At 66.7% G+C, this 26366-nt stretch carries 13 protein-coding genes; 3 read left to right on the forward strand and 10 right to left on the reverse strand.

Annotated features, from left to right (window positions below; all coding sequences use genetic code 11):
- Nucleotides 1-48: 48 nt before the first annotated feature.
- The 3 genes from IPK85_20775 to IPK85_20785 form a co-directional block, all read right to left on the reverse strand.
- Nucleotides 49-1437, reverse strand: coding sequence for a RagB/SusD family nutrient uptake outer membrane protein (locus IPK85_20775; GenBank protein MBK8249800.1), 1389 nt, complete (start codon nt 1435-1437; stop codon nt 49-51).
- Between the two features lie 3 nt (nt 1438-1440).
- Nucleotides 1441-4398 carry a SusC/RagA family TonB-linked outer membrane protein gene (locus IPK85_20780; GenBank protein ID MBK8249801.1) on the reverse strand — a complete coding sequence of 986 codons (2958 nt, stop codon included), beginning with the start codon at nt 4396-4398 and terminating at the stop codon, nt 1441-1443.
- 130 nt (nt 4399-4528) lie between these two features.
- A complete protein-coding gene (locus IPK85_20785) occupies nt 4529-6163 on the reverse strand; it encodes a hypothetical protein (GenBank protein ID MBK8249802.1) in 1635 nt (544 codons plus the stop codon).
- Nucleotides 6164-6354: 191 nt separating this feature from the next.
- Here IPK85_20785 and IPK85_20790 point away from each other — a divergent pair, with 191 nt between their 5' ends.
- Nucleotides 6355-7014: a hypothetical protein gene (locus IPK85_20790; GenBank protein ID MBK8249803.1), complete on the forward strand. Its 660-nt coding sequence runs from the start codon at nt 6355-6357 to the stop codon at nt 7012-7014.
- 81 nt (nt 7015-7095) lie between these two features.
- Here IPK85_20790 and IPK85_20795 read toward each other — a convergent pair whose 3' ends face one another.
- Nucleotides 7096-9981, reverse strand: a complete 2886-nt coding sequence (locus IPK85_20795) for a hypothetical protein (GenBank protein ID MBK8249804.1) — start codon at nt 9979-9981, stop codon at nt 7096-7098.
- A 119-nt stretch (nt 9982-10100) separates the two neighbouring features.
- Entirely contained in the window at nt 10101-11561 is a 1461-nt protein-coding gene (locus IPK85_20800) for a M20/M25/M40 family metallo-hydrolase (protein MBK8249805.1), read from the reverse strand.
- Nucleotides 11562-11653: 92 nt separating this feature from the next.
- Between IPK85_20800 and IPK85_20805 the strand changes: the two genes are divergently transcribed.
- Nucleotides 11654-13723 carry a DPP IV N-terminal domain-containing protein gene (locus IPK85_20805; GenBank protein MBK8249806.1) on the forward strand — a complete coding sequence of 690 codons (2070 nt, stop codon included), beginning with the start codon at nt 11654-11656 and terminating at the stop codon, nt 13721-13723.
- Here the strand turns inward: IPK85_20805 and IPK85_20810 are convergent, their stop codons facing one another.
- The 3 genes from IPK85_20810 to IPK85_20820 all read right to left on the reverse strand — a co-directional run bounded on the left by IPK85_20810 (nt 13724) and on the right by IPK85_20820 (nt 18134).
- Nucleotides 13724-14128, reverse strand: a complete 405-nt coding sequence (locus tag IPK85_20810) for a hypothetical protein (GenBank protein MBK8249807.1) — start codon at nt 14126-14128, stop codon at nt 13724-13726.
- A gap of 53 nt (nt 14129-14181) precedes the next feature.
- Complete coding sequence (locus IPK85_20815) at nt 14182-15573, reverse strand: sodium:solute symporter family protein (GenBank protein ID MBK8249808.1); 1392 nt, start codon at nt 15571-15573, stop codon at nt 14182-14184.
- A gap of 269 nt (nt 15574-15842) precedes the next feature.
- On the reverse strand, nt 15843-18134 hold the full coding sequence (locus IPK85_20820) for a protein kinase (GenBank protein ID MBK8249809.1): 2292 nt from the start codon (nt 18132-18134) through the stop codon (nt 15843-15845).
- Nucleotides 18135-18254: 120 nt separating this feature from the next.
- On the opposite strand from IPK85_20820, the gene IPK85_20825 reads away from it, so the two are divergent.
- Nucleotides 18255-21533, forward strand: a complete 3279-nt coding sequence (locus IPK85_20825) for an AAA family ATPase (protein MBK8249810.1) — start codon at nt 18255-18257, stop codon at nt 21531-21533.
- A 281-nt stretch (nt 21534-21814) separates the two neighbouring features.
- On the opposite strand, the gene IPK85_20830 is transcribed toward IPK85_20825, so the two are convergent.
- Together IPK85_20830 and IPK85_20835 are read right to left on the reverse strand one after the other, a co-directional pair.
- Nucleotides 21815-25300 (reverse strand): hypothetical protein, encoded by a 3486-nt coding sequence (locus tag IPK85_20830; GenBank protein ID MBK8249811.1) that lies wholly within the window; start codon nt 25298-25300, stop codon nt 21815-21817.
- Nucleotides 25301-25317: 17 nt separating this feature from the next.
- Nucleotides 25318-26364 (reverse strand): polyprenyl synthetase family protein, encoded by a 1047-nt coding sequence (locus IPK85_20835; GenBank protein MBK8249812.1) that lies wholly within the window; start codon nt 26362-26364, stop codon nt 25318-25320.
- Nucleotides 26365-26366 lie beyond the last annotated feature (2 nt).

Here is a 26366-nt window from a genome sequence, read left to right on the forward strand (position 1 = left end):
GCCCCGGCGTCACGGCCGGGGCCCGCGGCGTTCCTGTTGACGCCTCGGCTAGAAGCCGTTTACCTGCACACACCCCTTGGGTTGGGGCGTCCGCTGGTTGCACTCATCCGCGGGCAGCGGGACGATCGGGTACACCAGGTGGCTGGGCAACGCCTTGGGGAGCTGCGCCAACCGGCCGTACCGCCGCATGTCGTGCCAGCGGTGCCCGTACTCGAACAGCAGCGAATACCGCCGGTTGTAGAGGATCTCGCTGACCAAATCGCCGGCGAAACCGGCGCCGAGGGGGGCGAGACCACCGGAGTTGACCCGTACAAAGTCCAGGTCCGCGATGGCCGCCGCGCGGTTGCCCAGCCCGTTGTTCGCTTCGGCGCGCAACAGGATCAGCTCCTCGTTCTTGATGACCGGGATCGGGGTCACGTTGGTGGGATAGATCGTGAACCGCAGGCTCGACGTAACGCCCTGGTTCGAGATCGTGGCGCCCGTGGTGACCTTTCCGGTGCGGAGGTCTGGCTGGCCGTTCGCCCGCAGCTGGGCATCCGGGATGATCGACGGGTGCGCCGCCAGCGCGCGCGGCGCCGGATCGAACAATCCGTTGGTGGCATCACCGGCAGACGTCGAGAAGACGTGGTAGACCCCGGTGGCCAGGGCGGCCGCCGTGGTCGCGGACGTCGAGATGAAGCTCTCGTTCAGCGCGGTGAGGGCGTCCGCCCAGCGGGTGCGGTAGACCTCGGCGCGCGCCTTCATCGCGCGGTTGAACCGCAGGAAGTTCGCGGGAGTGTTGAAGCCCGCGAAGCCCGAGTGCAGGGTGAACGGGAATGCCGCCCCACCAGCGGTGAGATGGGTCTTGGCCTCATCGAGGAGCGTCGCCACCCGGTTGAAGCCCTCTTCGCGGGTCACGAAGGGACCCAGCTCCCTTGCCGTCGGGTCGACCTGCAGCACGATCCCGAAGGTGTCCCGGACCCGCAGCTGGTCCAGAAAGGCCATCGCCATAAAGGTCTTCGTGAAGCCCTTCATCGCTTCCTTCTGCGGTGCCGTGTAGTCCGGCACCTTGTCGACGATGTCGAGGATCGTCTGCGCCGTGAGCACCTGTCGGTACGTCGCGGACCAACCGAGGTCCGTCCCGAAGCCGCCGGGGGTCAGTGGTTGCGCGAGAAAGGAGAGCACGAACCGGGCGTCCGCGACGTCCAAATTATATGACTCCCGGCCGAAGATCCCGAGGGTCGACGCGTATCCGGCGATCGAGCCACGTGCGCCGACGAGGAGCCCCAGCGCCGTGGTGTTCACCACAGCGGCCTTGGGGGCGGCGAGTAGCTGGTCGACGTTCGGGGAGTTGAAGTTCGGCACGACCACTTCCTTGCAGGCCGTGACAGTGAGTGCGGCGCCGAGCATGGCGACCGCAACGACCCGGCGAGCCGGGACCATCGAGGATGTCGTCATTGCTCAGAACTCCAGGCTGAGGTTGAGCCAGAACGAGCGGGACGCCGGGTAGGCGGCCAGCTCACGATTGCGCTGCACGGCCCCGGGCACGTTGCCGGCGCCGAAGTTCTCGGCCTCCGGGTCCCCACCGCGGAACTTGGTCCACCAATACAGGTTGCGTCCACTGGCCTGCAACCGCGCGTTGGACACGCGGCTCCACAATCCCTGCGTGAAGCTGTTCGGCAGGTCGTAGCCCAGCGTCACTTCGCGCAGCTTCGTGTAAGTCGCCTCCTGGTAGAAGATGCGCGTCACGGACAGGTACGTCGTCCGGCGCCACTCGCCAAGCTTCACCCCGTTCGGCCCGGGCGCGTCGTAGTCGCGCGAGTTCTGCCCGAGGTCGTAGTGACGCCAGGTCCCGTTGGCGAGCATCCCGCCCTGCTGGCGATCCAGCAGCGCGAAGGCCGAGAAGCGCTTGAAGCGGAGTTCATTGGAGAGGCCTGCGGTCCAGTCCGGGTTGCCGTCGCCCATCAGGACGCCGTTCGGAGCCAGGACGCGACCCGGCTGCGGCAAGGTGTCGTTGCCGAACAGCTGCGTGGCCGACTTCCCCTCCTCGACCTTCACGGCGCCCACCTGGAAGGTGCCCAACAGGAAGGCCGGCACCGGCAGGTTGGTGATCTCGCTGCGGTTCATCCCGAAGTTGAGGCGCGTGTTCCACGAAAAGGTCTGGTTCTGGATCGGGAAGAGGGACGCCGTGGCCTCTGCGCCCCACACCTTCATCTCCGCGCCGTTCGAGATCTCCGAGGAGTAGCCAGAGGTCGGGGGCAGCGTGCGCGTGATCAGGAGGTCCGAGATGTTCCGCTGGAAGACGGTGAAATCCAGCGTCCCGCGGTTGTTGAACAAGGCGGCATCGATACCGACCTCGACTTCCCGCTGCCGCTCCGGACGCAGGTCCGGCGACGCCAGGGTGGTACCGATCCGGAATGCCCCGGAACCGGAGATGTTCGAGAGGTCCAGTCCCGTGAACTTCTGGCCATACAGCGGCTGGTTGCCGGTTTCGCCGTACGCCGCCCGGAACTTCAGTTCATCGATCTTGCCTGGCATCAGGGCAGGCAAACGGTACGACGCCGATGCCTTGGGGAAGAGGAAGAACTTGCCCGGATCGCCGTTGTTGGAGCTGCGGTCGGCGCGCGCGCCGACGGTAAGCAGCAGGCGATCGTTGTACAGCCACTCGGTCTGCCCAAAGACACCGAAGTCCTCGGTCAGCTGCCGGGCCTCGTCGACCTCGCGCTGGGTACCGGCCGTCACCACCTCAAGCCCCCCAAGCAGCCCCAGGGCGGCTCCGCGGCTGACGCCAAACTTGCGCTTCTCCCACTGCGTGCCGACCTGGCTCGTCGCCGTCCAGCGCGAAAACGGGCGCCACTCGTGCACGACGTTCAGGTTCAGGTTGCCTTGCGTGTTGTTGCCATCACCCACGGTGGCCGTGCCCGGCAGCCCATCCAGCGGCTCATACTGCAGCTCGGGCGGTGAATAGACCTCGTTATGCTGCTGGAGAACGTCGGCGCCGCCGTACCCGACGAAACGGATCGACTGCTTGTTGTTGGCCCACAGGTCCCAGGTGAGCCGCGCGGTCGTGATGTTGCGCCAGACCCCTTCCTCGTTCTTGATGAGGTCGATGGTGTGCAACGGGTTCGAGTTGTAGAACGGGTTTCGCGGCCAAGTGCCATCCGGACGCTGCCGGAGGTCAAGAAAACTCGGGATCTTCGTCAACGTGTAGGCGATCGAGTTGCCGGCGTTGTCATTCCCGAACAGGCCGCGGTCACTCAGCGTGCGCAGCACCTCTGTCCCCACCTGCAGCTCCATCTTGTCCGAGAGGCGCTGGTCGAGGTTCACGCGCAGCCCGAACTTGGAGGCAAAAGTGTTCTTGACGATGCCCCCTTCGTAACGGCCGGTCCCGGACACGAAATACCGCGTATCGGCCGACCCGCCGCTCACCGAAAGCGTCCCCTCCTTGTTGAAGGGCGTGTTGCCGTAGGTGAGATCCTCGTAGTCAAGATTCACGTCCGGCGTCCAGAGGGGCCCGAGCACCGGGTTGATGCGCGCCGCATCCGCCGCGCTCAGGAACTTGCGCTGGCCGTTCCGATAGGCCAACTCCGCCGTGCCGCCGCCCGTACGCAAGTTAAACTGCGGGCGCCCGGCCTGACCGCGCTTGGTCGTGATGATGATGACACCGCCCGACGCCTTGGAGCCGTAGATCGCCGCTGCGGCCGACCCCTTGAGCACTTCCAGGCTCTCGATGTCGTTGGGATTGAGGTCGGCGATCCGGTTCACGGGCGCCTCCTGCGTGACGGCCGAAATCGCGGCGCCCGCCGCGCGCGTGACGCGATTGGTGCCGTTACCGATCGACACATCCGAGGTGATCACCCCGTCCACCACATACAACGGCTGCGCACTGCCGAGGATGGACGAGATACCGCGGATCCGCACCCGGTTGCCACCGCCCGGAGCGCCGGTGCTCGTTGAGATATTCGCGCCGGCAATCTTCCCCTGGAGTGCCTGGTCCACGGCGGAGGCCGACACCTTGGCCACCTGCTCGGCGCTGACGCTCGCGATGGAGTTGGGAAGGTTGCGCCGCGAGATGCCGGTCGCCTGCCCCGTGATGACCACCTGGTCGAGCTTGAGCGCGTCCTTTCGCATCACGATCGCAATGTCTGACTGGTCGGCCGCAACGCGGGCCTCGACCGGGGGATACCCCAACCGACGAACAACGAGAACGACTTCGCCGGCTGGCACCCGAACGGCGAACGTGCCGTCCTCGCGCGTGAGACCACCCGTGGTGCTGCCGCGAACCTGGATCTGCGCCGATGGAATGGGCGCGCCGGAGCCTTCTTCGGTCACCTTGCCGGTGACCTGGCGTCCCTGGGCCATCGCAGTGCTGCTCGCGAGCCCCAGAATTGCCAACAGGATCGACCAACGTCGTTTCATGGGAGTGAGTGAAGGGGGAGAGGTCAAACGATAGTGCCATGCGTCCCGCGCCGCATCCACACACACGGGACGGAAGCAGCGATACAGCTGTCGGAGACGTGGGAGTCGCCGTGCATGCGCGTGCGAGGGATCAGTACTTCCACCACGGCGTGGTCGTCCCGGCAGGCATGAACCGCAGCCCGTGCTGCGCCATCTCCTTGAGGCGCTCGGCCTGGGACACCGGGCCGCTCCAGCAATGGGGCTTCTGGTCGCCGTACATGAAGAACCCGTCGTAGTGCGGGTTGGTGGTCGTCTTCATCCAGGCGTCCAGTTCCCGCGTGGCGCGATCGAGGAAGTAGGTGTCCGCATCCCCCATGTAGATGTAGAGCTTGTTGACCAGCTTGGGGCCCAGCGTCGCCCAGTTCTTCCGCATGATGTGCAGCAGGTCGTAGTTCTCGCGCCAGTACTCGGCGACGGTCCGATCCACCTTCCCTGTCTTCTTGTCGAACACCGGCTTGAAGTAGCCGTCGTCGCCGAGGGGTCCGTAGGTCGCCGACCAGATATCGAGCTGATGGCCGGAGCGTCCCTTCGTGCCGTTCACGAGCTCCATCCAGTTTCGTTGCTGCGAGGTCTGCCGCACCTCGCCGTTCACCTCGCGGGAGTTGATCGTCGGCGTCCGATGCCATTCGGTGACCTGCTTGTAGTACGCGTTGTCGTCCTTGTAGATGTTGATCCCTTCAACATCGGAGAAGGTGACCGGGTCGGGGCAGTAGGCCCAGGCGCCACCAAAGAAGTCCGGGTGGAAGATCTGGAGCGCGAGCGCTTCCCACCCCCCAGTTGACCCGCCGTGCAGCCAGCGCGCCCATGGCTCCTTGATGATCCGGTAGCGTTTCTCGATCTCCGGGATGAGCTCCTGCATGATCGCGTCCCCGTAGGGGCCGTTGTTCACCGAGTTCACGGCGTACGAGTCGTCGAAGTACGGCGTGGGATGCTGGAACGTCACGACGATCATCCGCGGGAAGTTGTCCTTGGCCCACTCGCGGTGGAGGTCGCCACCCTCCTCGAACCGTAGCGGCGCCCCGGTCGAGAAATGCCCCTGCTCGTACAACACAGGGTAGGAGATCGTGGACGTCTTGTAGTCCCGCGGAAGCAACACGGTGGCACCGAGGTAGATCGGGCGGCCCCAGAACTTAGAAAGCATGGGCGACTGCAGGCGAAAGCGCTCTACCCACGAGGTATTCGCCGGCATCTCGATCGCCGGAACCTTCTGGTCGGCGACCAAACGGATCGTCCCCCTGGTGAGCGGGTCGACCCGGACCTGCCGAGGGGTCGAGAAGAGGTTGCCTGGTGAACGATTCCACTGCTGGCCTTCCCACTGGTCGTCGTGCATCCAGAGCACCTTGCCGTCCGCTCGACGAAACTCCGAGTAGACGCTCACCATGGCCTGCACCCAGTAGTCGCCCGGAGGAATGTCCGCCATGTCCCAGACCGGATGCCCGAGGTCACTGCCGTCGACCACGGCCACACCGCCGACGGGGAGCCGCTCGATGTCGCGGCCGAACATCGGTGTGCCGACGCGACTGATCTGCAGCCGCGGCTCTGCCTGGCTGTTGCGCGATAGGATGATGAAGACCCTCCCGGTGGTCGCCTCACTCCGGGTCGACGCTGGTACTTCAACCTCAAAGCGGAGCTTGGCGCGACCGGTCGGCCAGCCGGCCGAGAGTTGGGCCGGGAGTTCGGTCGCCCCGATCGACCAAACGGCGAGCAAGAGAAGGCTGTGGCGCATGGGTACCCCTCGAAGGTGGCCTGCGGAGCTGAACAACTTCGATCGCGGCAGGGAACGCGCAAGAGGGTGTGCCCGACAGCCGGTCGCTGCCTTCGGAGCGTACCTCGCGGTGTTGGTGTTTGCTCACGCGGGCCGTTGACTGAACATTGCTATCCCTTGCCTAGCTCCATTCCCGAACCTTGCCCGCCACCATGTCCCCATCACGACGTGACTTCGTGCAGCATCTCGCCCTCGGCTCCGTGGGCGTTGCCGGGCTCCGACACACCATCCCTGCAGACCTCTTCCCGGTGCAGGCCGGTCCGTGGGACACCACGTGGGCCACGCGGATCAAGGGCAAGCACAAGGCCTGCTTCGACTGCACAGAGCCGGAAAGCGGCTACGGTGTGTGGCGCGCGAATGCCTGGTTCGGCCAGTACATGGACGTCCTGAAGGTTGGCGCGGCCGACCTCTCCCCGGTGCTCATCCTGCGGCACAACGCCATCGTCCTGACGCTTCAACACGCTTTCATCAAGAAATACGCGTTGGGCAAGAAGTTCGGCGTCACCCACCCGCTGACGGGCGCGGCCATTGAGCAGAACCCGGCGCTGTTGGACGAAAAGGACGGCATCCCTGCCCCGTTCAACAACGGTGCGCTCCCGAAACAGATCGCGCGCGGCGTAATCACCCTCGCGTGCAACCTCGCGTTGCAGGACGTCGTGGACGTCGTCGCCAGCGCGGACAAGGTGAGCGACGCTGAAGCGCGCAAGCGCTCGCTCGCCGCGATGCTCCCCGGCGTGATCTTGCAGCCTTCAGGTGTGTTCGCTGCGGTGCGTGCCCAGGAAGCAGGCTGCGCCTACGTGAAGGCGAGCTGAGGTCGCGGGGGCACCATGGACAAGGGGCAGGAGCCGCGTGGAGTTTCGACGCGACTCCTGCCCCCGCCCCGCCCCGGGCGACTACTGACTGGCTGGCCGCCCGGGCACCGGCTCGCGACCGGCACCGAGGTCATTCCAGTTGAGGATCGTGTTGAACCCCATGAAGTAGGTCCCGTGGGTCTGCCATCGCCAGAACGGACGGATCCCGAACATCACCACATGGCCCTGCCCCATCGGCGCATCAATGACCTGGGCGCGACCGGCGAGGGCCTGACCGCCGGCCAGGGTGCCGGACAGCAACATGTCGTTGGGGTTCTGCGGGAACGACATGATCACACGCGGACGCTCGCCGCCAGCGGCTCCTCCGAAGCCGCCCGGGCCGCCAGCCGCCGCGCCACCCTGCCCCTGTCCCGTCCCTGCTGTCGTACTGTCCCACGGCGAGAGGCGGAGCCGCGTCGCCATTGGGGTGATGTTCTGTCCCACGGGGGCTCCACCGGCACCACCAAACCCGCCGAAGCCTCCCCCGCCACCGCCAGCACTCAAGACGGGTGCCGTGTTGAAGTACACGGGCAGTTGCGCCCCATCATGGCCGTACATGATCGGGCTCCGGCGGTCCGACACGATCCCACGCATGACGGAGCCGCGAACGAAGAGCCCGGTGGGCTCTTCAACGGTGATCCCGCTCGTCAGCCCATACTCGGGGAAGATCGTGGCCGTGGAGCCCTCGACGAGGAGGGTTCCACCGGCCTGCACGAACTTTGCGAGTTCGGTGAGCCCCTCGATCCCCATGCCGCCGCGAATGTCGTCGGCCTGGTCCAGCGCCCCCAGGTTGGGCGTGGCATCACTCTTCTTGTAGGGGAGCGCCAGGGGACCTGTCTTCGGGATCCCGTTCACCTGCGCGATCGCGCTGCCCCCGACGTGCGGAAAGATGATGACGTCGTATTTCGCGCGCAGATTGCCGTCCCGCAGTTTGATGTCGGCGAAGTAGGTGAATGGCACGCCGAACCGCTCCAGGGCCGCCCGCACCCACCCCTCATCCTGCGTGCGCTGCCAGCTATGCACGTACCCGATGCGCGGCACGTCGAGGTCGTGGGTCTTGACCGTGGGCGCCGTGGCCGTGGCCCACGCCGACAATCCCAGGTCGGCCAGACTGGCCCCGAGGACAGCGCGGTCGCCGCCCGGGATGATGATCGCCCCGGCGCGGAACCGCTTGCCGTTGAGCTCGAAGTCCTCCTCGGCGGCCTGCATCGCCACGTTGGCGTGCTTGAAGCGGAAGGTGATGAGGTTGTTGTCGGTCGTGTGCTCGACCACGATCACCGGGCCGTTCCCCTCAATCCCGCCCTTCGCCTTCACGTCGGCCGCCACCGGCGACATCGCCGCCGCGAGGATCGCTTTCTCGGCGACGGGCAGGACCGTCACGTTGCGCATGAGCTGGTAGGTCCAGCCCGTGTCGTCGTACGGCCGCGGATTGGCCGGGGAGTAATTCTGGAGCGAGAAATACATCTCGGGGATACTGCGATACGGCTGGTCCCCACGAATGATGTAGTCACCCGCGGCGACGCTCACGTTTCCGAAGGTCCCGGCGGCATTCGCCGTGTGGAATTCGAGTCCCTGGAAGCGCAGGTCGTTCACGACACTGGCCACTTCCGCCTTGCGGCGCTGGTTGGCCGGCAGGACCCACGCATAGGTCGGTCCGGTCTTTGCCTTGTCGACCTGTCGCTTGCCCTTGAGCCAGAAGTTCTCGAGGTACGTCGCCTTGTTCTTCGCCACGTGGTTGAGCGTGATCAGCAAGGCGGACTGCTGGATGTTGGTGTTGTTGCGCGGCCCCCAGCTGATGGACGGCAGCGGCGGGTTCGGGCGGAACCACTCCCGCGAGGTCTGCGTGGCCCCGAGGCGCACCGTGCCGGTATCCGGGCCATACGACTGGACTTCATAGAAGCGGCCCGTCGCGTTGTGCGCGTGCGCCGCGAAGAACATGTAGTTGGGCACCCAGCCGTCGTAGAACCCATAGGTCCAGACGCCCGGCACGCCACGCTTGGTCATCTCCATGACCTCGTTCTTGGCCAGGATCCACCACTCATCCACCGTGATGGCGTCGATGGCCTCATTGTAGGGGCCGGTGCCGGTCGAGGCGTAGAGGTAGTTCGACGCCTCGTGCAGGTCGTGCATGATCGGCGGGTGCCACTCCAAAAAGAACGTGTTCACTTGCCGCGAGAGGTTCAGCAGTTGGCCGATATTGTCGCGGTTGTTGTCGTGGGCGACGTACTTGCCCCAGTACATCAGCGGCAAGCGCGTGGCGCCCGCCGGCAACTTCTTGTTGAAGTAATACGTGTCCACCTGCTTCTCGCGTCCGTCCACTTCGATCACCGGCGTGATCATGGTGATCACGTTATTGCGGATCGTGCGGATGTACTCGCTTTCCCCCACGGCGAGTCGGTAGGCGAGTTCCTGCAGCGCCTCCGGGCCACCGGTCTCCGGCGAGTGCATCCCCGACGTGATCCAGTACATCATCTTGCCATTGCTGATGATGCTGCGCGCCTGCGTGTCGGTCGTTTTCCGCGGGTCGGCGAGGGCGGCCATGTCCGCCTTGTACTTGTCCAGGTTGCGGATTGTGGCCTCATCGGCGACGACGAGCACGATCATGTCGCGCCCCTCCTCGGACTTGCCGATGGTCCAGGTCCTGACCCGGTCGCTGGCCTTGTCCAGCGCCTCGAAATAACGCTGGATGTCCTTGGCGTAGGTCAACTCACCGGGCTGCCCGATGATGCGCCCGTGGAACTTGAGGGGCGTGGGCACCGTCGCCGAATAGGGCAGGTGATCGACGAGCTCGGTGGTGATGCGCGGATCGCGGAGGTTCTCCTTGATCTTGCGGGTGTACTCTTCGTCAATCCGCTCCTGGGCGGGGAGCGCCGCCGCCGCGCCGAGGACCAGGGAGAGGAGGTGCCGGGAAGGGGACATGGGTTCCATCGGTGAAAGAAGCCTGCTCCTGAAATACGCAGCCGTCGCAGCGAGCGTTCGTCCGGGTGACCTTATCCACGCGCCGCGTGGCAGCCGGCGTCCCGTTCGGCTCGTACGGCGGGGTGGCCCTAATCCGAGACGGGCCGCTTCGGCCCCGCCAGCGCCTGGGTCAGCCGGTACAAGAACTCCTGGCCCTCGAAGAACGATTGAACGCGCATCCGCTCGTCCCGTCCATGGGCGCGAGCATCAACCGCAGGGTCACTGAACAACCCGGAGACTCCGTAGGCGGGCACGCCTAACGCACGGAAGAAGCGCATGTCCGTGGCGCCGGTGGACATGGTCGGGATGACGGGGATATTGCCCCACATCTCCCTCGTGATACGGCGAATAGGGTCCATCACCTCCTCGAGGAGCTTGGTTGCTGGCGATGGCGGGCGCTGAGACCGGATCAGGACCTTCACCCCGGTATCGCCGATCACCCGTCGCAGTGAATCGCGGACCTGCTCGGCCGTCTCGGTCGGGTAGATGCGGCAGTTGACGTTCGCTTCAGCAAGCTGCGGCAAGGCGTTGGTGGCATGCCCGCCCTTGAGTTCCGTGGCGACACAGCTGGTCCTGAGCATGGAGTTGTAGCGGGGATCCGCGGACAGCACGCGCAGGGCACTCCCGTCACGCGGGTTGGCCACCATGGCGCGCATCGCACGAGCAATCACCGGCTCCTCGACACCAGCTGTCCCGGTGAAGAACGCCCGGGTGACGTCACTCAGGTGCACCGGAAAGCGGTAGCGCCCAACCTTGGCCAGCGCATCGGCCAACTGCGTGATGGCGTTGTCGTCCCGGGGCACCGAAGAGTGGCCGCCCCGGTTCGTGACCTGCAACGTGAAGTTGGTTGTGACCTTCTCCGACGCCTGAACGGTGTTGGAGAGCGGCGTCCCGTTCCGGTGCGTCCCGCCGCCGCCCTCATTGATCACCCACTCGGCCTCCATCTTGTCCCGGTGGTTCTTCAACAACCAGTCGACGCCGTTGAACGCCCCGCTCTCCTCGTCGGCCGTCAGGGCCAGGATGATATCGCGCTCCGGTACCCATCCCTCGCGCTTCATCCGGAAGACGTTGGCGATGAAGATCGCTGCCATGGCCTTGTCGTCCGCCGTACCCCGCCCGTAGTAGTAGCCGTCCTTCTCCGTGAACTTGAACGGTGGAAACTCCGGGGACCAATCCTCGGGGAGCGCCTCGACCACGTCGATATGCGCGAGGAGCAGGAGCGGCTTCCCGGCCGCCGCGCCGCGCGACCCACGGAGGCGCGCGACCAGATTGTGCTTTTCGGGCCTCGGCCCGCCCACAAAGATGTCCGCTTCCGGAATCCCGGCGGCGCGCAGTCGTTGCGCCATGGCCACGGCCGCGGTCGTGATGTTGCCCGTGGTCACCGACGTGTTGATCTCGACGAGTTCCTTGTAGATCGCGTGCGCAACCTGTTGGTCCGCATTGAGCTGTCCCGGGCGGTACACCGTGGCCGCCGCCTGGGCAGTCGTCACGGCGGGAAGAAGCAGGACGGCGATCAAGCCGCCGGTTGCACAGGTGAGGAAAGGCCGCATGGAAGTCGGGCGCCAGGGTGAAGGGAGACACCGATTGTAACGCGCGCCGACGCGGCGCGCTAACTTGCCCCGCTCTGCTTCCCTGCCGACGGATGCGCACCTCGCCCTGGCTGTTCCTGTCCCTTGTCCCCGTGCTGCTCCCGGCGCAGGACCGCCTGCGCACGATGCCACGGTTTGAACGGTATCAGCAACTCAGCCGCGTCATTCCGGGCTCGGTACGGTCGGGCGCGATCACCGCGACCTGGGACGCGGACTCCCGGGGCTTCCGGTATCAGCACGGCGGAAAGGGTTGGCGATACGACCTCGCCACCCGGCGCGCGACCGAGTCGGGTACAAGCGCCGCGCCTAACGCGGGCCGACGCGGGGGGCCCGAACGCGGTCGCCAGTACGATGTGGCCGTGTCCCCGGACAGTACCCGAAAGGCTTTCTACAAGGACCGGAACCTCTGGATCGCGGATACCAGCGGGGCCAATGCATTCGCCGTGACCACCGACGGCAACGCCGAGGCGCGCACGAAGAACGGCTCCGCGTCCTGGGTCTACGGCGAGGAACTCGGCCAGGTCACCGCGATGTGGTGGTCTCCCGACGGCAAGCAACTCGCGTACTACCGCTTCGACGAGAGTCCGGTCAAGGACTTCTACCTCCAGATGGACCAGACCAAGGTCCAGAGCGCACTCGACGTCGAGGCTTACCCCAAGGCCGGGAGCCCCAACCCGGTCGTCGAGCTCTTCGTCTACGACGTCGCGAGCCGCCGCACGCAACGCATCGACGTGCGCCATGGCCAGCCGTTCACCAACGATGTGGTGGGGCACTATGTCTACGCGGTGGGATGGTCGCCCGACGGACGCGAAATCACCTTCAATCGCACCAACCGTCGGCAGAACGTGATGGAGTTCACCGCCTGTGAGCCGTCCACGGGCGCCTGTCGCGTGGTCGTGCGGGAGGAATGGCCGTCGAGTTGGGTGGAAAACCACCCTGAGATCAGGTTCCTCGCGGATGGCCGGCGGTTCCTGTGGGTCTCGGAACGCACCGGCTTCGCGAACATCTACCTGTATGACTTCACCACGGGACGCCAGTTGGCAGCCGTCACGCGTCACGACGCCGAGGTGTCGCAGATCGTCCGCGTGGATGAAGCGGCGGGGTTGGTATGGTATCTGGCGCGGACCGGCGACAACCACATGAAGATGCAGCTCCACCGGGTCCGCCTGGATGGGTCGGGTGACCAACGCCTCACGGACCCGGCATGGAACCACGCGATCGCGCTGGCGCCCGACGGCCGGCACATCGTGGACGTCGCCCAAACCCACAATCGCGCACCGGTCACCCGCCTGCTCGATGCCCGGGGCGACGTCCTGACGACAGTGATGGAAAGCAACCTCGCGACCTTCGACTCGGTGGGGCTGCGCCGGGTGGAGCTGTTCACCTACAAGGCGGCAGATGGCGTCACCGACCTGCACGGGTTGTTGCACCGGCCGAGCGACTTCGATTCCACCCGCCGGTATCCGGTCCTCGTGACCGTCTACGCCGGCCCGGCGACCAATGGTGCCCGGGAGACGTTCACCACTCCGCACCCGTTGACCGAGCTTGGCTTCCTGGTCCTGAGTCTGGACTCACGCAGTGCGGGTGGTCGCGGCAAGCGATTCCTCGACGCGATCTACCTCAAGCTCGGCACGGTGGAGATCGATGATCAGGCCGCCGGGGTGCGGGCCTTGTGGTCCCGGCCGTACGTCGAGCGCGGGCGCGCAGGGATCTTCGGGTCGTCGTACGGGGGATACGCGTCAGCGCTGGCGTTGCTGCGACATCCGGACGTCTTTGCCGCCGCGTCCGCGTCGTCCAGCGTGACAGACTGGAGGCACTACGACACGATCTACACCGAGCGCTACATGTGGATCCCGCAGGAGAACGCGGCCGGATACGACGCCGGCTCGGCCATGACCCAGGTCGACAAGCTGACCGGTCGCCTCATGCTGTACTATGGCACCGCCGACAACAACGTGCACCCCAACAACACGATGCAGCTCATCCAGGCCCTACAACGGGCCGGGAAGAGCTTTGAGGTGCAGGTGGGGCCGGACGCCGGGCACACCGCCCTGCGCACCGACCGGATGATGGAGTTCTTCATCGAGCAGCTGGTGCTTCGCCCGACCGGGCTCGTTCCCTGACTACTGCGGTTTGCGCGTCTTGACCATGATCGCCCCGGCCTCGTGACCGGGACCGAGCATCTGGATCGCCCGATTCTGGTCCATGAACTTGAGTTCCTCGATCAAGGGGGCCGGCACCGTGCGCAGCTGCTCGAGGTTGGGCTGTCGCTTCTCGTCGATATACAGGATGGCCTCCGTAGCCACCTCGCCCATTCGGCCGTCGCCCCCAGACGACGACATGCGCCCCATGGGGCCACGCAACCACTGCGGCCGCAACCGCCGCACCGCATCATCCGCATTGGTGACCGCGTTGCCCGCCTCGTCGATATCAACGCGCGTGATGGTGTTGCGATCGCCGCGCTTCTGCGCCTCGACCGAGGTCGCGGCCATGAGGGCCAGCACCGCCACGACAAGGAACCTTCGCATGACCACCGGACCGGAGGGTTGGACCGCTATGCTCGCACGCCGCCCGGCCCCTGTCAACGCTCCGTGACCGGCACCCGCGCTCGGCGCCCCTCCACCGCGCTCCCCGCCACATAGATCAGCAGGGACAAGAGCAGCGAGGTGACGAATGGCGCCTCGAACCCGCCAAAGGCGCCCGCCAGGTAGCTGCCGAGCCCGACCAGCAGGGTGACCATGGCCGTGCGCGCACCTCCCCACGGGGTGAACAGGCCAAACACGACGACCACGAGGGCACCGGAACTGCCAAACGCCGAGGCCTGCTCCACCAGCGCGAACACTCCTTCCGCACGCACTGCGAGGACAAACGCGAGGAGGCCAAACGACGCGACGGCGAGCCGCGCGACGCGAACCTTCTGCCGCTCGTCGCTGATGCGAAACACCGGCACGACCAGGTTGTGAGACAACAACCCTGATGCCACCAGCAGCGTGCTGTCCACCGTCGACAGGATCGCCGACAGGAGGCCACCGACGAAGACCACAAACAACACGGGCGGCAGGAGCTGTTGCGCGACCGCGGGCACCACCTGTTCCGCATCGGCCAGCGGCGCGACCACCTGGCGCCCCACGAGCCCAATCAACAGCGGGATCAGGCCCACCACGATGTACATGCCGCCGGCCAACAAGGCGGCGCGTGACGCGACATGCTCGCTCCGGGTCGCCACCACCCGCCCGACCAACTCCGTGGCGATGAGGGAGCCGCAGACCGGGATGCTCCACTCCTCAATCAGGGCCAGCCAGCTGACATCAGCAGGCGGACGAATGGTGATGGCCCCTGGCGCCGTCAGCACGCCCGCCACGGACGTGCCTTCCGGTAGCGCGAGGACAACGGCGACCGCGACCACCACCAGCCCAAGGATCACGATGGCCCCCTGGACCAGGTCCGTGACGGCGTCAGCCAACAGGCCGCCAAACACCGTGTACATGATGGTGAACCCCGTGGCCAGGGCGATCGCCGCTTCCAGCTCAAATGCGCCCGCGAGTGACAGGACCTGCCCAAAGGCGCGGACCTGTGCGGCGGCCCACAGGATCGAGCTGGGGATGAGGATCACGGCGGCGACCCGTTCCACCGACACGGCGTACCGTGTCCGGAACAGGTCGGCGAGTGTCGTGAGCTGTCGTCGCCACAGGGGACGCGCGAAGATGAAGCCCATCCCCACCAGGCAGAGCCCGTAGCCGAACGGTTCGGCGTTGGCGAGCGACGCCCCCTGGCTGTACGCGGTCCCCGCCGACCCCATCACGGTCTCGGCCCCGAACCAGGTGGCAAAAAACGAGAAGGTCGCGAGGGGATAGCCTAACGAGCGCCCGGCCAGCAGGTAGTCGGACTCGCTGCGAACCCGCTTCGAGGCCCAGACCCCGATGCCGAATTGCAGCACGAGGTACCCCAGGATGGCGAGGAGCAGTGGAGACACGCGTTCGGATCGAAGGGTAATGAGTGGGGCTGGTGACGCGGCGGCGACCCTTGCCTTGCAGGGCCCCCGTCAGCACCGCCCCGGTGCGCCACCCAACCACCGCCACTTCGCGCGGGTACGCTATCCCGGTCCCCGCCCGCCCGCCAGACGGCGCCACCCTGCATCTTGGCGCGCGCGCCCGTCTCGATTCGCCGATGGGCACCGTTAGGTCGGCGGGGCCCGGCCCTCTTCCTCGGCCGCGCCCCGCCCACAGCTGACCCGTCGCGGCGTCAGCCGGGCTCGAGGTGCAAGCGGCGGATCAACGCCCCAAAGCGGGGATGCAGCCGTAGGGCGTCCCACGCCGGGCGCACGCCGAGCCAGAGCAGGTCCGGCGCGTGTTCCTCGACCGCGGCGTCGAGCAGGTCCAGGGCGGTATCGACGCGACCGAGCGCGGCGGCCACCACGGCGCGATGTGCGGGTGAGGTGTACCGCTCCGTCGAGCGCTCTTCCAGCTCGCGATGGAGCCGTTCGGCGGCGTCGGTCGCACCTGCGGCGGCCTGCGCGCATGCGAGGACCGCCAACGCCTCCCCACTGCGACGGGACGCCTGCACAGCGCGTTCGGCGTGCGTCACCGCCGCCGCGTGGTCACCCGTTGCCGTCAGGACCTGTGCGAGAAAGAAGTGACCGGGACCAAAGCCGGGGTCGAACTCGACGACTTGTCGGGCCACGCGCTGCGCCTCGCCGAACTGGCGTGCATACAGGAGCTGGGAGGCGAAGGTCACGCGCAGGACTGGCGACAGCGGATCGATCGCCAGCGCCCGCTCGATCGACTCGCGTGCCTCGGCGTGTCGCCCGCGTGGCGTCAGGCTCATGATCGCGAGCCCCTGGTGCGCCGCAGGCAAGAGCGGATTCAGGGCCACCGCCTGCCGGAACGTCGCCTCGGCCAGCTCCCACTGCCACGCCTCCACCGCCTCGACCTGGGCCAGCGCCACGCGCGCCTCCGCGAGGGACGGATCACGCCGCAGGGCCTCGCCGGCGGCCTGGCGCGCCAGCGGCAGTACTTCGTTGGGGGAAACATGTCCATACACCCCCCGGGTCACGTAGACCTGGGCGAGCCCGGCCCACGCCGGCGCATACTCCGGATCCAGCCGGAGCGCGTCGCGGTAGGCGTCCATCGCGTGTTGCATCGCAACGTCCGTGCGCTGGTTCCAGGCGTGCCGCGCCTTGAGGACGGCGTCGTACACCTCCAGGCGCGGCACCACGGACTGGCTCGGGGCCGACAGGTCGCCGAGCAGGGTGACGTTCAGTGCGTGGGCAATGGCCGCGCCGATCTCGTCCTGGATGGCAAAGACATCGGCCAGGGCCCGGTCGTACCGACCGGACCAGCCCTGGAAGCCGGAGGCGGCATCCACCAGCTGCGCAGTCACGCGCAGGCGGTCCCCGGCGCGCCGCACACTCCCGGTCAGGAGGTGGCGCACCCCAAGCCGGTTCCCGATAGTTTGTATGTCGTCGGCGGTATCGCGAAGGGCGAACGACGAGTGGCGCGCACACACCCGCATGGTCCGCCGCAGGGAGAGCTGTGTGAGGATCTCCTCGGTGATGCCATCGGAGAGGTAGTCGCTGTCCGCGTCGCCCCCCAGGTTGCGGAACGGGAGGACGGCGATGCTTGGCACATCTTCCGGAGAGCGGGCCACATGAATTGCGCCGGTCGCGAACGGCGCCGTCGCTCCGCGAAGCGCCGCCAGCAGGGCGGCCTCGAACTCGCCGGCTGTGGCGAACCGCTCCGCGGGATCGCTCGCCAACACCTTGCGCAGGACGACATCCAGGTCGGGCGGTACCTCCACGCGTCGCGCCCTCGCTGACGGTACCACGCCGGTGAACCGCCGCGCCATCTGCTCCTGCACCGTGGTGCCACCAAAGGCCTTCTCGCCCACAAGCATCTCGAACAACACGATCCCGAGACTGAACAGGTCGGAGCGCCCGTCGAGATGGGGCTCCCCGACGGCCTGCTCCGGACTCATGTAGGCGATCGTGCCGACCGCATTCCCTTCCTGCGTGATGTCGTCAACGTCGACCGCGATTGGTGTTGGCGTCAGCGCCTTGGCGACCCCGAAGTCCGCCACGATCGCGTGCCGCCCGGCGAGCAGGATGTTCGCCGGCTTGATGTCGCGATGGATGATCCCCTGCGCGTGGGCGTATGCTAGCGCGTCCGCGACCTCCGCGGCCAGGTGGACCGCTTCGGCCACTGGGAGCCTGCCCTCGCGGGCGATGCGCTCGCGGAGCGTTTCCCCGTCCACGAACGGCATCGCGTAGTACGGAAGCCCCAGCAGGTCCCCGGAATCGAGGAGCGGCAAAATATGAGGATGCGCCAACCTCGCGGTCACCCCAATCTCGCGCAGGAAACGCGACGTTCCCCCTCCCTCCGCGACCGACGACTTCATGACCTTGAGTGCGACCCGACGTTGGTGCTTGGGGTCAACGACGAGGTACACCGTCGCCATACCGCCCACGGCGATCTCGCGCTCAACGAGGTAGCGCCCTGCGAGAGCCAGGTTCAGGTCGGGAATGGAAAGGTCGGTCACGCGTCCGGGGAGAATCGCCGGCAAGACTTGGGGTTCGCCGGCGGGCGCTGTAGGGGTGCCACAAACCTAGCGTCGATCCCACCGAGTGCGCACTATTCCGCCTCCCCGCAGCATCCCCCCATGCTCTGCCCCTCCTGTGGGACGGCCAATGCAGCGGCCGCCCGCTTTTGCTCCGAATGCGGAACGGCCCTTGGCGTTCCGTGCCCTGACTGTTCGTTCCTCAATCGACCCGACGCCAAGAACTGCAGCGGCTGCGGCAAGCGCTTCGCCGCAACGGAGCGCAGCCAGGCTGAACGCCGGCAGCTGACCGTGTTTTTCGTCGACCTGGTCGGGTCGACCGCACTGTCGGAGACGTTGGACCCGGAGGAGCTGCGCGATCTGTACGCGAAGTACCAGGCCGTGTGCGCGGAGGTAATTCGCGGGTACGACGGCCACATCGCCCAGTACCTGGGTGACGGAATCCTCGCGTACTTCGGGTACCCTATCGCCCACGAGGACGACGCCTTGCGCGCGGTTCGGTCCGGGCTGGAGATCCTCACCAAGCTGGAGGCAGCGCCCATGGGCGCCCAGCGCCCGACGGTGCGCATCGGGGTGCACACGGGGCTGGTGGTGATCGGGGACGTAGGGACGGGGCAGCGGGCCGAGCAACTGGCGCTGGGCGAGGCGCCTAACGTGGCGGCCCGGGTGCAGGGTGAGGCGGAGCCGGACACGATGTTGATTAGCGAGGCGACGCGTCGGCTGGTGTCGGGGCACTTCCGCCTTGAGGACCTCGGCGCGCGCGCGCTCAAGGGGCTGTCGCGGCCGATGCAACTCTGGCGCGTGCTTGGGCTCAGCGACGCCGCGTCGCGCTTTGACGCGTTGACGTCCGAGGGGCTGGCGCCGTTTGTCGGACGCGAGCACGAGGTGTCAGAGATTCGCACGGCCTGGGTCAACGCGATGGGTGGTGCCGGACAAGCGATCCTGCTGCGCGGGGAAGCCGGGATCGGCAAGTCGCGCCTCCTTGGAGCGGCGCGAAGCTTCGCACAGGAGTCGCCCCATGAGCGCTTCGAGGCCGAATGCTCGCCGTATGCACTGAACAGCCCACTCCATCCCGTGGTCCGGATGATCGAACGGCGCCTGGACTTCAGCGATCACCTTGAGCCCGCCGAGAAACTCGACCGCATTGAGCAGTTTGTCCTGGCGCGTGGAGGACGACTCGACGAGGCGGTGCCACTGCTCGCCTCGTTACTTGGGGTCGACGCCGGTGACCGATATCCGGCCAGTGACCTGACCCCGGCGAGGCAACGCCAGCGCTTGCTGACCGTCCTCGCCCAACTGCAACTGCGCGCTCCCGGTGGCACCCCAACGTTGCTCGTCATTGAGGACCTGCACTGGGCGGATCCAACGACACTCGAACTGGTGGCGACGCTCGTATCCCAGCAGGGCGACGCGCCACTGCTCGTGATCGGCTCTACGCGTCCAGAACTCCCGGAACTGTGGTCCCCCGCTCCGAACCGGCACGAGATCCGGGTCCTGGCGCTGCCCCAGACCGATGTCCGCTCGCTGGTCGCCGGGGTGGTCGGTTCCAAGTCGCTGCCGGACGTCGTGTTGAACCAGATCATTGAGCGCACGGGCGGGATCCCGCTTTTTGTCGAAGCCGTGACCCGGACCGTCCTGGAATCGGGGCACCTGCGCGAGATGGAGGACCGCTATGAACTCGTGAGTCCACTCCCTCCGGGGCTGATACCCAGTACGGTGCACGACTCCCTCATGGCTCGCATTGATCGGCTCGGCCAGGACAAGGTCATCGCGCAGATCGCGGCGACGATAGGGCGAGAGTTTCGTGCGGATCTTCTCCTGGCGGTCTCCAAGACAACCGCCACCGCGCTGGACATCGCCCTCAAGCGCATGATGGAGCTCGACCTCATTTCCCGGAATGGCGTCGCCCCGCGGTGGAATTATGTCTTCAAGCATGCGCTGATCCAGGACGCGGCTTACGAATCCCTGCTCAAGAAGACGCGGCAGGAGTACCACGGGCGAATCGCTGACACCCTGCCAACGCAGTTCGAGGACCTCGTGCGAGACCATCCGGAGCTGTTGGCGCGGCACCTGGAGGGCGCCGGAAGGACCGAGGAGGCCATTACCGGTTGGATGCGGGCCGCCGCCCCGGCTGGCGCCCGCTGGGCACTGCAGGAGTGCGTGGGCTACTACCGTCGTGCCCTCTCCCTCCTGGAGTCGCTCCCGTCAGACTCTCCCGATCGGATCCGCGACGAGATGGCCTGTCAGCTGGCGATCGCACCGCCCCTGATGGCCCTCCGGGGATGGGCTTCGCGCGAGGTGGAGCGCGCATGTGTCCGCGCCCGCGAACTGTGTGAGCAGACAAGGAACTACGAAGGGCTTTTCAACGCGCTGTGGGGGTTGTGGACAGTCCGGCTGGTGCGCGGGGAGCACGAGAAGGCACTCGAGGTGGCGAAGCGCGTGCTCGAGATGGCCCAAGCCAGCGAGGTGCCCATCCTCAACGTGGCCGCGCGGCATGCGACGGGTTTCTCGTACTACTACCTCGGCGAATACGCCCTCGCGCGCCAGCAGGGGGAAGAGGCTATTGCGCTGTTCGACCTGGAGCAGGAGCGCACCCTGGTTGGGTTGTTCCAGATGTCGTCGACCGCGGTGATCCTCTCGTACCTCGCGATGTCACTGCGCCTCTCGGGGTTCGTTGAGCAGGGGGCCAAACGGCAGCAGGAGTTGGTCACGCTCATCGATGACCTCAACATCCCGGGGTCCACGGCGGTCGGACTTGGGGTGGCCATGTATCACCTCGTCGATGAAGGCGACGTGGAGACCGTCGCCAGGAACGCAGAGCGCGGGTATCAGGTGTCCGTCGACCTCGGCTATGCCTTCTGGGCCGCATCAATGCGGATCTATCGGGGGTGGGCACAAGCACTGCGCGGAGAGCCGCAGGCCGGTGTGCAGGAGATGCGGCTGGGACTGGCCGACTTCCTCGGTACTGACGCAGGGATCTTCGTCCCGCAGTGGCGGCTCATGCTCGCTCAGGGGCTTCGACGTGACGGCCAACCCCTGGCCGCGCTCGCCGAGCTGCAGCATGCCCTCGCGCAAATTACGCAGTGGCGCGAGACCTACTACGAGCCCGAGGTATTACGCGAGCGTGGCGAGATCCAGCGCGAACTCGGTTCCCTGGCCGACGCAGAGTCCAGCTTGCGCCGCGCCATGGCCGTTGCGCACGCGCAGCATGCGCGGCTGCTGGAACTGCGTGCGGCCCTCCCTCTCGCGGAGCTCATGCGCGAGCAGGGGCGTGGCCGTGAAGGCGCGTCCATGCTCCGTCCCCTGTACGATGCCTTTACCGAGGGGACCGAGGCGGCGGAGCTGACCCGCGCACGCACCTTGCTCGCCGAGCTCGAGTAACTCCCGGCGGCCTCGCCAAGAAGCGCGAGGTGAGCCGCGGGGGAATGGGCCCGCGTGGCGTTCTTGCGCCCGCGACCGCGTCGGGAAGCACCCGCACGACTCCCCTGCTCCGGCACTCCACCCGCACGGAATGCCCGCCAGCGCCGACACGGGTCCTGGCTACGAAGCTTTAGCCGCCGAGGTTCCGGGGGATACGATACGGCCCCCACTCGACCGGACGGTGGAGCCGCACGGTCCACCGCCAGATACTCCAGGGCGCTCACCGTTCGCGCCCGCTCGCATCACGCGTTTGGGGTGGCGTCGACCGAACTCTCCACCATCGACTGCTGTGGCCCGGAGTCGCTGCCACCGTCTCGCGACGATACATCGGGGTTCGCCCCGGCATACCACCACTCGTCCCAGCTTTGGGCCATCGGGAAGAGGCGGTCGGCCTCGGTGCCGACCGACACCCGCGGCACCACGTAGTCCGGCTTCTGTGCGGTACGCGCCAGTCGGTTGATCAGCGCGGAGCGCTGCAACTCCCCGCGCTCACGCGCGAGGCGCACCATCTCACGGAGTGGTTCATGGTGCGCCGACGCGTCGGCGATGAAGTTTGACGCCAGACGGCGCCGTGCAGCCGCATCCAACGTGCCAATACTGTTGGCAAACGTGACCTCCTCCACGGCCAACAACTGCTTGAGCGCGTCGCGGGAAACGGCGGGCGACTCCTCCGTGGGACCGGTAATGGCCTCAACGGATGGTGGGGTTCCACCTAACGATGCCCCCAGGGCCATGGCGCGCGCGAGCGCCTTCAGCTCCTGGTCGACCAGCTCGTGCAAGCGTTCATGGTTGTCGACCGTCGACGCGCCCGCCTCGAGGTCCGGTGCCTCCGGGCGGCCGAGGACGTCCGTCTCCTCGATGACCTCCACCGCGCGGACGAAGGCACGGCGCGCCTCCAGGAGCCCGGTCGCCGTGCCGGTGGTCCCCCCGGCCTTCGCGGCTTCGGTGCGCGCCCGGTCGGCCAGCGTCTGCCACGCCTGCTCCATCACGTACTTGTGCCCGGCGAACTCCAGCAACCGCATCCGCATGTCGTGCGCGTCCTTGATCGGTGCTTCGCCAGGTCGACGCCCGGCCTGGTGGATCCGCTCGCTGAAGAAGCGATCCTGTTCCTCCGCGACAAACTGCGGGGAGACACCGGCCAGCCGCGCGCGGAGTGCGGTGAGCAAGGCCCGGCGCGCACTCACCCAACGGGCGTCCTCGTTCCAATTGCCCCACTCACGAGACAGCAACGACTCGATGACAGGCTGGGGGTCAACGATCGACAGCACATGCACGGCCTCTGCCCTGGTAATCGCCTGGCGCCGCGCCGCAGGGGCATCGGCATCGACCGGCCATTCCGCGCCAGCCTTCGCCATACGGCGCGCGTCGCCCCCATCCAGTCGATCCATGGCCGCCAGCGCGACACCGGTGTCACGGGCTCGCTCAGACAGGTACGTCGGGAGCGCAGGGTCGACGTCCCAGCCTCCGGTTCCGGCGCAATACCGCACGCGGTCACCCAGCGCCTCATCCACCGTCCCGGTCACCCAGAACGGGCGCTGCGGCTGCAGGGCATAGGTCAGTCCGCCCGCCCCCTCGACCTGGTGGGAGACCAGCCCCAGCATCTCCACGATCGGCAGCGTGGGATAGTCCGTGATGCGCACCGTCAACGGCCGCTCGATCTCGCGCACGTCGTGGATCTCCGACATCGTCCGCCGCACGCGCACCAACGATTGATAGCATGCCTTGGTCGGATCGGCCACGTCGCGGAACTGCTTCAGGGTATACAGCGACAGCGGCACCTTGTTGCCGAGCACCTCCAGCGCGAGCGAGCGGGCCACGTCCAGTTCGGGCATGGCCTTGAGCGCCTTCTTGCGCGCCAATTCACTGGTCAGGACCTGCGCCCATTCGTCGGCGATCACCCGCCACTCGAGGACATCCGTCATTTCCGCCACCCGGCCCGCCTCGATCGACAGGATCGCTCGGCGCTCCGACCGCTCGCCACGGCCAACCACCGGCAACACCTCGGCCTCGAGCCCGAGCAGCGGCTGCACCGCTTCGCGGGCCGGCCCGTCCGACGACATCCAGTTGGTGTCTGGCACGATGAACACCGCGTTACTGGTCGGAATACCCAGCACCTCGGCATTGGCGGCCGCCGCTGTCGGGTTGTCGACAAAAGTGAAGGCCGGCACGACGCCGACGCCGACCAGCTCCCAGGCATCGCCCACGCGACGCTCGCGGCGCACCGGGACCAGGAATGACAGCTCGAATCCCGCCCAGTCACCAATATTGTCGCTCTTCGACGAGACCCGCCCGATGCTGCTCACCGTGAGGTACACGTGTGCCAAGCTGCTACCAAAACCTCCCCAGAGCGTGAATCGCTCACCGTCACCGGCGTTGCCGTTGGCCAGTGCGGCATTGAACGTGGCATCAAGGAACGCGACGAGCTTCTCGCGGTGCGCCAGCAACGGCAGGACGCGCACCGTGGTCTCCTCGAACTTGAAGGCGCCGGCAATCGTTCGGTTGGAGGCCCCAAGCGAGGTATTGAACAACCGGGCGGTCCGCTCCCCTTCCCTCGCCGCGTCGGGATACGGCCGCCCGTCGCTGTCGTGCCAGCGGGCATCACGCGTGCGCCAGGCCACGTTGGTCCCGGGTTCGTACACCATGTTGACATTGTACCAGAGCGGGAACACCGGGCGGAGCGTGGCGATGTCGCAGGCCGAGCCACGCCATTGACGCTCCACCTCGAGCCCGAGCGTCTCCACGATCGGCAGTGACGGCCATTGATGCAGGTGGATGCGGTACCCTCCGGTGGCATCGCCAGCCATCATGCGGGCCTCGCCGAGGACACCGGCACTGTTCAGGCGCGTGAAGCGCATCACCCCGTTGGTGACCGCCTGGTAGCAGTACTCATTTGGGTTCTCGGAGCTGCGGAACTGCTTGAGGCACAGGGTATTTGAGGCCAGGTGCGGTCGGAAGGGGAACCCCATCGTCGCCATCTTGCGCGCCATGGCGAGGTAGTTGTCCGCCGAGGTGGCCGGCGACATCGGCAGGACGCCAGCCCCGGCCATCCACCCCACCGTATCGCGACCGAGTCCCGCCACGGTCTGCATCATGGTGGACCATGCGCCCCACGGCGTCCACGAGGCCCGCGGATCAAACGGCAGTTGCAGCATCCCGGGCACGGCATCCCGTTCAACCTCGATCAAGGGCTGCATTTCCAGGCGCTGGTCCGAGTACAACGAGGAGAACACAGACGTCTGTACGATGGCTTCCTTCACCGGGGCGCCCGGGTTCCGCACCCAGTCGCTGGCCGCCGGGACGATCTGTGCGGTGGTCTTGGGCCATCCGTACACCATCCGCCCTACCGTCATGGACATGTCGTCGTCCACATAGATGAACGGCGAGAATGACGCCCAATCCTTGAACACCCACTTCCCGTCCTTCACCACGTACCACTCGAGGGGGATGTTGAACAGGATCTCGCGCTGCGCGAGCCATCCATAGTTCCCCACCTCGATGGCCATCTTGCCGTAGTCCAGGATCATCAATTGGACATACGGCATGGGGACACGGAAACGCCCCAGCTCCGGTGGGATGATGTTCAGGTACCCATCCACGAATCGCTGCAGCGTGTCCAGGCTGGCGCGGAGCGGGAACAAGCGCGTGGAGACCGACTCGAACGGGAAGGGTGGCCGGATCGGGAGAGACGCCCCGGGAAGCTCGGCGAACGGCGAGAGGGACATCGTCATGAGGCTCCTTCGCTCCGTCAGGAACGGGACAGGACCCAGCGCGGCAAGGCTTCGATGAACGCCTTGTCGCGTGAGTCCGGAAGCGCACCGTAGATGCGCGTGAATTCGTGGGTCGCAGCACCAGCCAACCCATGGGCCACCTCCCGGGCGTCGTCGATGCACCCGTACGCGTCCATCCGCTCCCTGACCCACGCCACATCCGGGTCCGTTCGGTCTGCCCGGGGCTGGCCGAGGAAGGCATGGAGTCGCGCGCGTTCGTCCGCCGTCGCGCGCGCGAACAACTGGATCAACATCAACGTCCGCTTGCCCTCGCGGATGTCGCCGCCGAGTTCCTTGCCGTAGGACGTCGGATCCCCAACCAGGTTGAGCAGGTCATCCTGGATCTGGAACGCCGCCCCCACGAGGAAACCGAAGCGAATGAACGGCTCAGCATCGATCGCCCCACGCGTGCCGATCAGTGCTCCCACGCGGCTGGGGTGGATCGTGGCCAGCCAGCAGGTCTTCTTGAGGACCATCTCCAGGTAGTCCTGCTCGGTGACATCGACCGGGTTGTCCCGGCGCCACCCCAACTCCATCGCCTGTCCCTCGGCGGATTCGCGCCCCATCCGCTCCGTCTCCTCGACAATCCGCAACGCGAGGTCACCGCCGAGGAGGTGCTGGTTGTCGAGGAGGGGGCGCATGGCGAGCATGGAGAGCATGTCGCCGACGTTGATCGAGATCGGAACGCCGTGCTCCTTGTGCATCGTCGGACGCCCGCGGCGCTCGTCGCTTTCATCCTCGATGTCATCGTGGATGAGCATGGCGTTGTGGACGAGCTCGATGGAGACCGCGGTGCGCAACGCCATGTCCGGCGACCCACCGAATGCCCGCGCGGTGGCGATGCAGAGGCTCGGCCGGAACGCACGCCCTCCACGCCGCGGATAGTCGGCGAGCAGGTCGTAGAGGTAGCGGCGAGGCTCCGCCGTCGGCAGGTACTGAAAGAGCAGCCGCCGCGTGGACTCGCCGTATTCGCGCAGGACCGACGGCACCAAGGCGCTGTCCGTGGCGCGCGCGGTGGCGATCATGC

It is taken from the genome of Gemmatimonadota bacterium (genome assembly GCA_016712265.1).
GTDB lineage: Bacteria > Gemmatimonadota > Gemmatimonadetes > Gemmatimonadales > Gemmatimonadaceae > RBC101.